This window comes from Bacteroides sp. 51, assembly GCF_010500965.1.
Taxonomy (GTDB): domain Bacteria; phylum Bacteroidota; class Bacteroidia; order Bacteroidales; family Bacteroidaceae; genus Bacteroides.
Window position 1 is genome coordinate 21,398 of sequence record NZ_QVMI01000038.1, and the last position, 13,510, is coordinate 34,907.

Annotated in this window: 12 protein-coding genes; 9 read left to right on the forward strand and 3 right to left on the reverse strand. The window is 42.1% G+C overall.

Annotated elements, in window-relative coordinates:
* Positions 1 to 193: 193 nt before the first annotated feature.
* On the forward strand, positions 194 to 2,467 hold the full coding sequence (locus D0T87_RS20765; RefSeq protein WP_163177692.1) for a glycoside hydrolase family 3 N-terminal domain-containing protein: 2,274 nt from the start codon (positions 194 to 196) through the stop codon (positions 2,465 to 2,467).
* A gap of 73 nt (positions 2,468 to 2,540) precedes the next feature.
* Here the strand turns inward: D0T87_RS20765 and xyl3A are convergent, their stop codons facing one another.
* Positions 2,541 to 5,135 (reverse strand): xylan 1,4-beta-xylosidase, encoded by a 2,595-nt coding sequence (gene xyl3A, locus D0T87_RS20770; RefSeq protein ID WP_163177694.1) that lies wholly within the window; start codon positions 5,133 to 5,135, stop codon positions 2,541 to 2,543.
* A gap of 161 nt (positions 5,136 to 5,296) precedes the next feature.
* Between xyl3A and D0T87_RS20775 the strand changes: the two genes are divergently transcribed.
* The 5 genes from D0T87_RS20775 to D0T87_RS20795 all read left to right on the forward strand — a co-directional run bounded on the left by D0T87_RS20775 (position 5,297) and on the right by D0T87_RS20795 (position 9,500).
* Complete coding sequence (locus D0T87_RS20775) at positions 5,297 to 5,737, forward strand: VOC family protein (protein WP_163177696.1); 441 nt, start codon at positions 5,297 to 5,299, stop codon at positions 5,735 to 5,737.
* Positions 5,738 to 5,921: 184 nt separating this feature from the next.
* On the forward strand, positions 5,922 to 8,021 hold the full coding sequence (locus D0T87_RS20780) for a S9 family peptidase (protein WP_239063807.1): 2,100 nt from the start codon (positions 5,922 to 5,924) through the stop codon (positions 8,019 to 8,021).
* 8 nt (positions 8,022 to 8,029) lie between these two features.
* Positions 8,030 to 8,470, forward strand: coding sequence for a hypothetical protein (locus D0T87_RS20785; protein WP_163177700.1), 441 nt, complete (start codon positions 8,030 to 8,032; stop codon positions 8,468 to 8,470).
* A 182-nt stretch (positions 8,471 to 8,652) separates the two neighbouring features.
* Positions 8,653 to 9,132 carry a BON domain-containing protein gene (locus D0T87_RS20790; protein WP_163177702.1) on the forward strand — a complete coding sequence of 160 codons (480 nt, stop codon included), beginning with the start codon at positions 8,653 to 8,655 and terminating at the stop codon, positions 9,130 to 9,132.
* Entirely contained in the window at positions 9,132 to 9,500 is a 369-nt protein-coding gene (locus tag D0T87_RS20795; protein ID WP_163177704.1) for a LysM peptidoglycan-binding domain-containing protein, read from the forward strand. The genes D0T87_RS20790 and D0T87_RS20795 overlap by 1 nt, the downstream gene beginning before the upstream one ends.
* Positions 9,501 to 9,616: 116 nt before the next feature.
* Here the strand turns inward: D0T87_RS20795 and D0T87_RS20800 are convergent, their stop codons facing one another.
* Positions 9,617 to 10,234: a hypothetical protein gene (locus tag D0T87_RS20800; RefSeq protein ID WP_163177706.1), complete on the reverse strand. Its 618-nt coding sequence runs from the start codon at positions 10,232 to 10,234 to the stop codon at positions 9,617 to 9,619.
* Between the two features lie 45 nt (positions 10,235 to 10,279).
* Positions 10,280 to 10,930, reverse strand: coding sequence for an HAD family hydrolase (locus D0T87_RS20805; protein ID WP_163177708.1), 651 nt, complete (start codon positions 10,928 to 10,930; stop codon positions 10,280 to 10,282).
* A gap of 217 nt (positions 10,931 to 11,147) precedes the next feature.
* On the opposite strand from D0T87_RS20805, the gene gpmA reads away from it, so the two are divergent.
* From gpmA to D0T87_RS20820, 3 genes are all read left to right on the forward strand, one after another.
* Positions 11,148 to 11,894 (forward strand): 2,3-diphosphoglycerate-dependent phosphoglycerate mutase, encoded by a 747-nt coding sequence (gene gpmA / locus D0T87_RS20810; protein WP_163177710.1) that lies wholly within the window; start codon positions 11,148 to 11,150, stop codon positions 11,892 to 11,894.
* Between the two features lie 265 nt (positions 11,895 to 12,159).
* Positions 12,160 to 12,651, forward strand: a complete 492-nt coding sequence (locus D0T87_RS20815) for a DUF4488 domain-containing protein (protein WP_163177712.1) — start codon at positions 12,160 to 12,162, stop codon at positions 12,649 to 12,651.
* Positions 12,652 to 12,800: 149 nt separating this feature from the next.
* The gene (locus D0T87_RS20820; RefSeq protein ID WP_163177714.1) at positions 12,801 to 13,433 is read left to right on the forward strand and encodes a peroxiredoxin; all 633 of its coding nucleotides are present in this window, start codon (positions 12,801 to 12,803) and stop codon (positions 13,431 to 13,433) included.
* Positions 13,434 to 13,510: the final 77 nt, after the last annotated feature.

Sequence of the window (13,510 nt, forward strand, 5' to 3'; positions counted from 1 at the left end):
TGTATCTCTGTGACTCTGTGTTCATTTTATAGAGGAAATATACCTGTATCAATCCTAAATAGCGGCAAAACTTACATTTTTTGCATCATATGTAATAAGGTAAGGGGTTACGAATACCTACTTTTGTCTGCACGCTATGCCTCGGCAACAGGTAGAGTGCAAACCTTATTATTCATCGTTAACCCTTATCCAAATGAAAATCATCAAATTTTCTTTTCTCGCTGTATTATGTATATGCCTCCCGGCAGTCCAGGCCGGCAATGACCCGATTTACAAAGATAAAAACGCCCCTATCGAAAGGCGTGTCGAAGACCTACTACGGCGCATGACCTTACGCGAGAAAGTGATTCAACTCCAAAATCGCTCTACCGGAGATATAAACAACCTTCATGGCACCTACCATGGAGAAAGCTTCGGGTCCATCCACGAAATGAGTCTATCGGCCCAGGATGCAGCCAACCTCTTCCAAAAAGTACATGAATACATGAAGAACGAAACACGTTTGGGCATTCCCATCCTCACCTCCTCCGAGGGCATTCATGGTATCTTACAGAACGGTTGTACCATTTTTCCCCAAGCCATAGCACAGGGAAGCACATTCAATCCCGGATTAATCTTTCAAATGGCCGAAGCCGAAGCCGCCGAAGCCCGCGTTCAAGGCATTCGCCAAGTACTATCGCCCGTGTTAGACATAGCCCGCGAACTTCGCTGGGGACGAGTGGAAGAAACCTTCGGGGAAGATCCCTATCTGATTTCCGAAATGGGAATCAACTTCGTTCGTGGTTTCCAGAAACATGGCGTAGGATGCATGCCTAAACACTTTGTGGCACACGGAACTCCTACCGGCGGACTGAACTGTGCCTTCGTGGCCGGTGGCGAACGCGAACTACGCAGTTTATATATGTACCCTTTTGCACGAGTCATTAAAGAAGCCGATCCAATTGCCATTATGAGTTGTTACAGTGCCTACGACGGGATTCCGGTGAGCGGTTCACCCTACTTTATGACCGATATTCTACGTGGAGAGTTGGGCTTCAAAGGATTTGTTTACTCGGACTGGGGATCTGTGGACCGACTGAAAGTATTTCACTTTGCAGTCCCCACCACAGCAGCAGCCGGCAAACAGGCACTTATAGCCGGTATCGACATGGATGTCTGGGACCCCGCATACGAAACACTACAGGAACAAGTAGAAAAAGGACAATTGGATGAATTCTACATAGACCAGGCTGTGCGCCGGGTGCTGACCGCCAAATTCAGACTGGGCTTATTCGACGACCCATATGGCGATCCGCAAAAAGTAGATCAGGTGGTTCGAAGCAAAGAACACGTTGCATTGGCTAAAAAAATAGCCGACGAGAGCGCCATTCTATTAGAGAATAAGAATAACATCCTCCCGTTAGATATGTCGAAATACCGTTCAATAGCAGTTATCGGCCCCAATAGTGCTCATGGTGTGGCGGGTGATTACGCATGGGTAAACCCGGAAGACGATGAATGTGTTTCTTTATATCAGGGAATCAAAAATGTATTCGGAAAGAAAGCAACCATCAACCAGGTAGATGGTTGTGACTGGTGGAGCCAAAACGAAGAAGGAATTGCCGATGCGGTAAAAGCAGTAGAAAAGAGTGATCTGGCCATTGTAGCAGTAGGAACACGAAGTTACTGGCTGGGACGCAATGCGAAAGCACATAAGGTTACTTCGGGTGAAGGTTTCGACCTTTCTTCGCTGGAACTGCCCGGCAAACAACTGGAACTGCTCAAAGAGATAAAGAAAACCGGCAAGCCGATGGTGGTGGTATTAATTACGGGTAAACCGCTGGTTCTTTCGTGGGTAAAAGAGAATGCAGATGCGCTATTGGTGCAGTTCTACGCCGGGGAACAACAAGGCAACTCTATGGCAGATATTCTGGCAGGAAATGTAAACCCGTCAGGCCGCTTAAATATATCTTTCCCGAGGAGTACGGGCAATACACCTTGCTACTATAATTACTATCCTACAGACCGCGAACAGATATTCGATACGGGTGGATCACTCGACAATCCCGGCGGGCACTATGTATTCGAAAAGCCTTATGCGTTGTATAACTTTGGATATGGTTTGAGTTATACTGATTTTAAATATAACACATGCACGCTAAATGATTCCATATTTTCGAATACAGGAACATTAACTGTAAATGTAGAGGTTGAGAATACAGGAAAACGGAATGGGAAAGAAGTGGTGCAGTTATATGTACGGGATAAAATAAGTTCGGTATCCACTCCTATCCAACAATTAAAAGCATTCAAAAAGGTAGAGATAAAGCCGGGGGAAAAGAAAATGGTTACACTGGAAATGCCTATTTCCGAACTGGCTTTGTATAATGCTTATATGAAACGGGAAGTAGAACCCGGCGAATTTGAGATACAGGTAGGTGGTTCATCGGACCGGATTTATTTTAATAATATAATTACAGTAAAATAGCTGTAGGGGCGGTTCGCGAACCGCCCGAAAATGGTTTCCGATGTATTGGGCGGTTCACGAACCGCCCCTACAGTTATTTAATCTCCAAACTCAATACCTGCAAATCCTGAGTTCTTGAACTTGACCCTACCATCAATTCATAACTTCCCGGATGTACCCGCATGGTATTAGAAGCCTCATCCCACCATTCCAGTTGTTTTCCGGTTAGGTTCAATTTAACCTCAGTCTGTTTTCCGGCCAGGATACGTACACGTTCAAAAGCACACAAAGCTTTAGCCGGTCCATTCACATCACCCAGTTTACGAAGATACACCTGCACCGTTTCATCGCCATCCATTTTACCAGTATTAGATACCGGAACAGTCAGAGATAAAGTACCGTCAACCGTAATCTCTGTTGCGCTCAGTTGCGGCTTGCCATATTCAAAAGTAGTATAACTCAATCCATAACCGAATGGGAACAAAGGCTCTTCTTTCATGTAACGATACGTACGTCCCGTCATATTATAATCCTCGAAATCAGGAAGTTGATTCACATCACGATAGAAAGTCACCGGCAAACGCCCGGACGGGTTATAATCGCCAAACAAAACCTCTGCTACCGCTTTACCACCCGATTGTCCCGGATACCAAGCCTGGAGTATAGCATCGCACGTTTTTGTTTCAGGCACAAGTCCGATAGGAGAACCGGAACAGTTCACCAAAATAACCTTCTTGCCGGCATCTTTCAGCGCTTTGATAAACTCGCGTTGCACGGCAGGAAGTTCAATATCCGTACGGTCGCCACCCCTGAATCCGGGCAGGTTCACTCCCATCTCTTCACCTTCAAGCGATGGAGATATACCACCGGCAAAGACTACTACATCAGCATTTTCAATTAAATGCAAGGTGGTCTTTATGTCTATTTCACTTTTATATCCCAGGTCAAAGTTTAGTTGTGCATCACCCATCAGATAAGCAAAATCAATTTGTATATCATAAGCCTTGCCCGCTTCAACCGCCATTTCGTAAGTGGTTTTACGACTACCATGCCCATTCTTAAATGATTTCACCTCTTCTCCGTCAACGTAAATCTTACCAATACCACAAGTGTACATATCAAAAATCACCTTACCCGACTGCTGGGGTGTAAATACGGAGTTATACGTAGCCGAGAAATCTTTCAGGTTTACTCCCGGAGCAAACACCGTTGCCCCCGATGTGCAAAGACGGAAAGGCGTGGCTATCTGAGCAGTAGCTACAGGCTCGCCGGTACGTTCAGGATTATTCCAGTAACGCGCAGAGAATCCGGGGCCTTCTTTGGATACACACTGAGTAAAGAGACTCTTCATCAGCGTCCTCTCCACCCATGAGCAACCGGGTGTATAGATCAAATTATCGTTAGGGGTTAAAGCCGAACGGATACCATCAAAAATGGTAATGGTACGGGCTGGAGTACCGTTATAATTTCCCCACTGCATCACAGAGTCATTGGCGTTTGGCCCTATCAAAGCAACAGTCAACCCACCACGTTTCAAAGGTAGTGTGTTATCTTTATTCATCAACAGCGTCATTGATTTACGTGCCATATCTAATGACAATGAATCGTGAGCAGCAGAAGCTACTACCGAATAAGGAATCTTACTCCAAGGCACATCTTTCAGGTTGTCCATTTCGCCTAATGCAAAACGATCTCTCAGCAATCGTCTGACAGAAACATTGATATCTTCTTCGGAGATCAAGCCTTTTTGTACACTTTCCACAAGAGATGTATAACTGGAACCACATTCCAGATCCGTACCATTCAGAACGGCATAGGCAGAAGCACTTGCAGCATCAGGATGTGTCTTATGGGCATTCTCCTTATAGAAATCGGCTATTGCACCGCAATCGGAAACTACGATTCCGTCAAATCCCCATTCTTCGCGCAATATCTGTATCAGCAATTGATTGCTGCCACAACAAGGTTCACCCTCAAAACGATTATATGCACACATCACTTCCCTTACCTTTGCATCCATAACCAAAGCCTTAAATGGAGGCAGATAAGTTTCATACAAATCGCGGGGACTGATGTTTTCGGCATCAAAAGAATGGCGGTTCCACTCCGGACCGGAATGTACAGCGAAGTGTTTGGCGCAGGCATGCAACTTATTGTATTTACCATCTTCAGGACCTTGAAGACCTTTAACAACTTCCACCCCCATCATACTGGTCAGGTAAGGATCTTCACCATACGTCTCAATACCCCTACCCCAGCGCGGGTCACGGTAAATATTGACAGTGGGTGTCCACATCGTTAATCCCTGGTAGCGATGATAGCTGCCTTCCGAAGCAAAACGGGTATTCTTCGCACGCCCCTCATCGGATACGGCATTAAACACCTGATAAACGGCATCCGGGTCGAAGGATGCCGCCATACCGATAGGCTGAGGAAACACCGTAGCTAATCCGGCACGGGCAACACCATGTAGCGCTTCGTTCCACCAATTATAAGGTTTAATATCCAATCGGTCGATGGGTTTCGACCAGTCGACCATTAATTGGACTTTTTCTTCCAACGTAAGTCTGTTTAGTAAATCCTCCGCACGCTCTTCGGGCGAAAGAGATGTGTTTTTGTAAGCGGGTCCGCTATTACATGCTCCCAACAACGGAAGCAATAATAATAAGTAAAAGATTCTTAGATTCATGATTTATTCATTTGATTTCCGAAGGCAAACATAGGGTTTTCTCTTTGGAAAAGAGTGCACTATTTCGCTGAATATTCGTATTTTTTCTATTTTATAGCTTTTTCACCAGTGCGACAGTCGTTTTTCTACCTATCTTTGAGGAATAATATAAAACATCAATTATGGCAAAATTAAACATCTACCTTAAGTTTGACGGAAATTGTGAAGAAGCATTCAAGCATTACGAAACCGTATTTGGAACAACCATATCTTTCGTTAGCAAATACGGTGACGTACCAAGACTGGAAGAAGAAGGCATGCCTGTAATTCCGGAAGAAGACCTGGAAAAAATCGAAAACATCTGCCTGCCGATTAATAAAGATACGCTACTTATGGGAGCCGATGGATTGGAAGCGTTCGGCATGCGCCCTGTAGCCGGAAATAATTTCTCCATCTATGTAACGGCCGAGACACAGGATGAAGCTTACAGTATTTTTAATGGACTGTCGCAAGGTGGAGCCGTACAAATGCCACTGAGCCGCGCACATTGGGGCGATTATTTCGGCATGTGCACAGACAAATTCGGTATCAGTTGGTTTGTGAATTATAGCCCGAAGTTATAAACTAAATCCCTAACTCCTTGTTATTCAAATAACTGTTTTTGCATATTCATAGAAACAAATAAACAAAGATATTTGGACAGTTAAGAAGAACCACTTAAATTTGAGACATTTTAAAGAAACTAATTCTTAATTGATATAGAATATGAAGAAAGCTGTATTTTTCACTTTAAGTTTACTACTTCTTATGGCATGTACAAAAAGTAGCGATAAAAGTGGCTTCAGGCAAGCCGCCCCTCCTATCGCAGAAAAGAAAGAACACGTACGAACACTACATGGTGATACGGTTCTTGATAATTATTACTGGATGTACGACTTCTTTGGAAAAGGTCCCGACAGTACACTCGTTATCGAATATCTGAATGCCGAAAATGCGTATGTAGATAGCGTCATGGCTAATACAACAGCCTTACAGAATTCTTTATTCGAGGAAATGAAAGGGCGCATAAAAGATAAAGATGAGAGTGTTCCTACATTCCGTAACGGATATTATTACTATACGCGCACGGAAGAGGGCAAACAATATCATAAATATTGCCGTAAGAAAGAAACATTAGAAGCACCCGAAGAAATACTGCTGGATGTAGATAAAATGGCCGAAGGATATGCATACTATGCTGTCGGAGGTGTCTTTATCAGCGATGACAACAAACTGATGGCATATAGTGTAGATGAAGTAAGCCGGAGGCAATATACTATATTTATCAAGAATCTGGAAACCGGAGAAATCTATAAAGAAACCATCCCCAATACACAAGGAGGGGCTGTTTGGGCAGCCGACAACAAGACCATCTTTTACACCTCAAAGAACCCTGTAACCTTATTGGGTGAGAAAATTAAAAAGCATGTTTTAGGTACCGATCCGGCTGCGGATGTTACGGTTTATGAAGAAAAAGATAAAACCAACTATATTGGTGTAGGAAAAACAAAAGACAGAAAGTATATCTTCGTTATATCACAGTCGACCATGTCTTCCGAAACATTCTATATAGAATCCAGCCAGCCAAATGCTACATTCAAATCTTTCCAACCGCGAATGGAAGATGTTTTATACGATATCATTCCATTGGAAGACAGATTCCTTATCCTTACCAACATGGATGCTCAGAATTTCCGTGTAATGGAATGTCCGCTGGATAAAACCGGTGTGGAAAACTGGAAGGAGTATATACCACACCGGGCAGATATCCTGATCGAAAGCGTAGATGGATTTAAAGACTTTATTGTAATCGAAGAACGCAAAGAAGGTTTGATACAATTACGTATCCGCCACCTGACAGATGGAAAAGAATATTATATTGATTTTGGAGAGCCTACTTATCTGGCATACACATCCGGTAATCCTGAATATAACACGGATGTAGTAAGATATAACTATACATCAATGACCACTCCTTATTCTATTTATGACTATAACATGAATACGCAGGAGAAGAAACTGATGAAAGAGCAAGAGATAGTGGGAGGCTATAATAAAGAGGAATATAAAACAGAAAGATTATATGCTACGGCAAAAGACGGAACAAAAGTACCCATCTCGATTGTTTATAAGAAAACGACAGCCAGAACTGCCAAAACTCCGCTTCTGCTTTATGGGTATGGAAGTTATGGTAACAGCATGGATGCCACCTTTAGCAGTGGCCGGTTAAGTTTGCTGGACAGAGGATTCATATATGCTCTTGCTCACATCCGTGGGGGACAGGAAATGGGCCGCCAATGGTATGAAGATGGTAAACTGCAAAAGAAGATCAATACATTTACCGACTTTATCGCTTGCGGAGAATATCTGATCGCCGAAAATTATACCGGCAAAGGTCACTTATATGCTGAGGGTGGTAGCGCCGGAGGTCTTTTGATGGGAGCTGTTGTGAATATGGAGCCGGAATTATGGCATGGAATAATAGCAGACGTTCCGTTCGTTGATGTGATAAATACCATGTTAGATGAGGACATCCCTCTGACCACCAATGAGTTTGGCGAATGGGGTAATCCGAAAGAAGAAGAGGCTTATTTTTATATGAAACGCTACGATCCATACGAAAATGTGGAAAAGAAGAACTATCCGAATATGCTTGTCACTACTGGTCTTCACGATAGCCAGGTGCAATACTTTGAACCGGCAAAATGGGTAGCCAAACTTAGAGACATGAAGACGGACAACAACGTATTGTTATTGAAAACCAATATGGAGTTCGGTCACGGAGGAGCAAGCGGCAGATTTGATTATTTGCACGATGTAGCTTTGGCATATACATTCCTCTTAACGTTGGAAGGAATTAGTAAATAGATATAAGTATGTCGGAAAATGTTAAGCCACCCCGGAGTGGTTGGAAAAAGTTTAAGATAATAGCACTTGCTATTATCATTCTAGGATTAGCCGGTTTTGTTGGCATTCGCTATTACTACCCGTATGGCGAAGGCGTAAAGACCGGTCAACTAAACTTCGTTGTTTACAAAGGAGTAGTATTCAAAACCTACGAGGGGAAGCTGATTCAAACCGGCTTTTGGTCGAATAGTGGAGGAATACAATCGAATGAATTTGAGTTCTCCATCTCCGATCCGAAGATTGCAGATTCTCTTATGCATGCAGGCGGACAAATTGTAGATTTGCATTATAAAGAGTATTTCGGAACATTGCCTTGGAGAGGACATTCACGGTATATCGTGGATGACATTCTGAAAATAACTCCTTCACGGAGTAATGCAATGGAAGTAATGCCTCCTGTTGCGGAGTAGCTTCGGTAAGATTGTTGTTTTAAAAGAGGTATATTCATCAAATTTTGTGAATATACCTCTTTTTGTATGAACAAAAAGAAAGGGCACATGTTTACGTCTATGTAACAATAAAGATTTCACATGTTTTTTGTCATAAAAAACATATCGTTTTTATATATAAATTTAACTTAAACAGAAAAATTATGAAGAAAGTAATCTTTTATGCTTTAGCCCTGATGATATCGGGTCTATCATTGCAATCCTGTAAAACAAGTGACAAGGATTTGCAAACCAACGTTCAAACCGAGATTAACAAAAAAACAAACCAGGTAACTGCTACAGTAAATGCCGGAGTCGCTACACTGGTAGGAACCGTTAATTCGGATGCAGAACGCTTTTCAGTAGATAGTATTGCGCGCTCGGTTAAAAACATTAAATCTGTAGTGAATAATACAACCGTAAAAAAGGCGGCTCCTGTAATCAAAGTGGATGCCGACGGAACAATCAAATCAACCATTGATACGGCCTTAGCTGCGGGTGGGTTTAAGAATGTATTGGTCGAGGTTAAAGACGGAGAGGTAACACTTACCGGTAATGCTAAACGTGCCGACATTCAGAAAATCATGCAGATTGCCAATGAAGCTAATGTGAAGAAAGTAAATAACAAAATCGACTTGAAATAATGGGACTACAAGATAAATACAAAACATTGATAGATTTTGCTCAGAACTCTAAAGTAGCCAATCTGTCTATTGTCGAAAATGATGGAGTACTCCACATTTCGGGAACGACATCACCCACCAACAAAGAGGCCATGTGGAATATCTATAACCAAATAGACCCCGATATGCGCGCCGGCGATGTGGTGATGAACATTGAAGAAGATGGTAGCGAAGAAATCTACGAAGTAAAAGCCGGAGATAACTTAAGCAAAATAGCTAAGAAATACCCCAATATGACCTGGCAGAAAATCTTTGAAGCCAACAAAGGCTTGATCAAAGATCCCAATAAAATCTTCCCGGGACAGAAAATTAAAATCCCGGTAGGGTAAGGCAGCAAGCCGCCGTATAGTCGGATGTCGTAGCTAAGTTTTGAAGCAGCCGTTTTATCTCGTTAGAATAGATATTACGGCTGCTTTTATGACACTTCCGAACAGGCCCATTGCAGCTATTTCTTTATTACTTTGATCTGAGTTTTAACTGATTTCCCAAACAATTCTTCCTCTTCCGTATTCAAGGCAATACTTACCACAGAGATTTTCTTTTCTGTGTTCTCTTTGTCAATCGTAGCATTTCTAGTCAGCAACACTTTACCTTTTGCATCTACAAAATCAAATGTACATGCATAGTCGCCCGGTTCGAGAATGATGAAGTAGGCATCAAGCACCGGAGTATCTTTTATTTTTCCGTATTGTTGAAGCACAATACCGCTGGAGAAATTATCTTCGTGAGGAACCGCATCGTAATACTCGGTGAGTAAACCTCCTTCAAACCCATCTAAAGCCTGCACAAAAGTACGACCTGTCACAGAAGCAACATGTGTTGCGTGCTCATTTAGCTGGCGGTCAACACTTTTTCCGGCGCCTTTCAACACAGCACCAAGAGCATCTGTCATTTTTTCACTGGTCGACTCACCATGTTCGGCGATAGATTCGCTCACACCTTCAAGCGCACTCATGCTCAAATCGGTTACTTTCTTTGCTGTTTTCTGTACACAACTCTCACAGGAGGAGAAAAATAATATAGCCACAAGCATTATGGCTATTACAAGTAGTTGTTTATTCATCTTATTTTGGTTTAAAATTTTGTTTGCAATAATCAATAACTGGGATTATTTACCAGTCAACGGAATAATATTTTTCAGTTCCGGAATGATTCCGATATGTGGAAAACGCTCAAGTTCTTCTTTCATTGTCATGCCTGTGGTGACTCCGATAAAATCCACTCCGGAATTCTTTGCTGTTTCGCCATCCACTACACTATCTCCCACATAAAGCACATTGGCGGACGATATTCCCAAACGTTCCAAGGCAAGAGTCACTCCCTGCGGATCTGGTTTGTGTTTCGTTACATCCTCACCGCCCACGATCACATCAAACCATCCTTCCGGAAGATATTTCCCGAAAAATTCCAGGATACGAAACCGGTACTTAGTCGAGATTATTCCAACCTTAGCACCATTCGCCTTGAAATATTCCAGAACCTCCAGCGTGTCGGGATAAATATGGGTATTTACGGTCATATATGTATCTGCTTCTTTCACATATTCTTTTCTCCAGTTTTCCAGTTGCTCAGCATTCGTTTCTCCTGTGAGAATGGAGAAAGAATCCTCCAAGGTCTTTCCAATAGTACGTTTTATGGTTTCATCAGCAACGTCTGTGTAGCCATGTCGCTTTAACACCTGCTGGAAACAAGTTACAATACCTCGGGAAGAATCGGCTAGGGTATAATCAAAATCAAATAGTACAGCCTTGTATTTCATGCTAAAGTTTTCGGCAAAGATAAAGAAACGTTTTATGACAGGCAAATTCTGTGTGCCCAACTACCCTATGGAGGCCATCATAGTATGCTGCTGAACTTTCTCTTAATCCTGTTGTTAATCATTATACCAATTTATAGTGATTGACATGGGTCGGTTTATTTTAGACCTTTGTACCTGCAAAATCAGTAATTAACGAATGTACAAAAACCATATAACAATGAAAAAGATCGTTTTGCTCCGCCACGGGGAGAGTACCTGGAATCAAGAGAACCGGTTTACCGGATGGACAGATGTAGACCTGACCGAAAAAGGTGTTCAGGAAGCCACTAAAGCCGGTGACCTGCTTAAAAAAGAAGGTTTTGTTTTCGACAAAGCCTATACATCTTATTTAAAACGCGCCATTAAAACGTTGAACTGCGTATTAGACCGTATGGATCAGGATTGGATCCCGGTAGAGAAAAACTGGCGTCTTAACGAGAAGCATTACGGAACACTGCAAGGTCTCAACAAAGCCGAAACAGCAGAGAAGTACGGCGATGAGCAAGTATTGATCTGGCGTCGCAGTTACGACATCGCTCCATTGCCATTGGAAGAAAATGATCCGCGTAACCCTCGCCTGGATATCCGGTACAAAGATGTCGATAATAACGACCTGCCACGTACCGAATCCCTGAAAGACACTGTCGACCGGATTCTGCCTTATTGGCACGAAACCATCTTCCCTACCCTCAAAAGTGCAGATCAGATATTGGTTGCCGCACATGGTAACAGCCTGCGGGGAATCATCAAATACCTCAAAAATATTTCCAACGAAGAAATTGTACACCTAAACCTACCGACAGCTGTACCTTATGTTTTTGAATTTGACGATAACCTGAATCTGGTAAAAGATTATTTCCTTGGCGATCCCGAAGAAATCAAAAAACTAATGGACGCTGTTGCTAATCAAGGCAAGAAGAAGTAGGCTTACACACCGTTTAGGCCATTACCTTGACTCCTTCCCCGATAGGATGCATCCTATCGGGGAAGTTTTGTTTCATACCATCGGTAGCCGTGTGCAAATCAATTATATCCGATTTACTCTTCCTTATTATACGATTGATATATAAATTTAAAATAAATTAGCTTTAATATTTATTAATTAAAATATTTTCGTATCTTTGATATATGCTGTAAGAGGCCTTTGTTTTCGGAATGAACTGAGTATCCACTAAATATTTATATTCGGTATGAAAACACGTTATATCTTTACCTTATTAACAGCGATGCTGTTGATGGTACCCGGTGTCATGGCACAGAAAAAGAAAAAGTTTCAGGAAGCCAACCTGAAAGGTATCTGGCAAATGTGCTGTTATGTATCTGAATCTCCGGACACTCCCGGCGACTTAAAACCAAGCAATACTTTCAAAATACTTTCGGATGACGGCCGTATCACAAATTTTACAGTGATTCCCAACAAAGGCGCGATAATCAACGGATACGGTACGTATGCACAAGTATCAGACGGAGTATACCATGAAAATATTGAGCGCTCCATCCACCTGCCCATGCTCAACAGTGCGGTTAATACCTTGTATTTTGAAATCCAGGATGACAAATACCTGCGTTTGAAGTTCTACATTGAAAAAGATGAGAACGATAACATACTTGACGCCTGGTATCACGAAACTTGGGTAAGAGTAGAAATGCCGGATAAAATGCCGGAAAACATAATCAGATAATATAAATTCGGAGCAAGTCACTGCCTCGTCTCATCGATAAAACCTCTTTCCTGATAGATTAATTATATAAACTTTTATTGATAGAGTATTTTTAGAACGAGTATCTTTGAGAAAAGATTTTTTCAATTATCAATAAAATATAATTAGGTATGAGATCATTAGTAGGTAAACTTGCTCCTGATTTTAAGGCTTCGGCCGTAATCAACGGGCATGAGATTGTTCAGGACTTTTCATTAAGCCAATACCGTGGCAATAAGTATGTGGTATTCTTCTTCTATCCGATGGACTTTACATTCGTATGTCCAACAGAGTTGCATGCATTCCAGGAAAAACTTGTTGAATTTGAGAAACGCAATGTAGCCGTAATAGGTTGCTCTGTCGACTCAGAGTACTCTCACTTCTCCTGGTTACAAATGCCAAAGAAAGAAGGAGGAATACAGGGGGTAAAATATCCAATCGTATCCGACTTTTCTAAAGAAATCTCCGAAAATTATGGCGTACTTGCCGGTGATTATTCGTTGGATGAAAACGGAAAGATCAAATATGAAGGAGCACCCGTAGCTTTCCGTGGCTTATTCCTGATTGATAAAGAAGGAATTGTACGCCATATGGTAATCAATGACCTCCCTTTGGGACGTAATGTAGATGAAGTTCTGCGAATGGTTGATGCTTTGCAACATTTTGAAGAAAACGGCGAAGTTTGCCCGGCAAACTGGTCGAAAGGAAAAGATGCACTAAAAGCAACGGAAGAAGGCATCTCTGATTACTTGAGTAATCACTGATAACACACAACATAGTCTTGGTTAAAAGTCAGGTTGGAGTTTTTATGCTATCAACCTGACTTTTTTTATGTTTATCA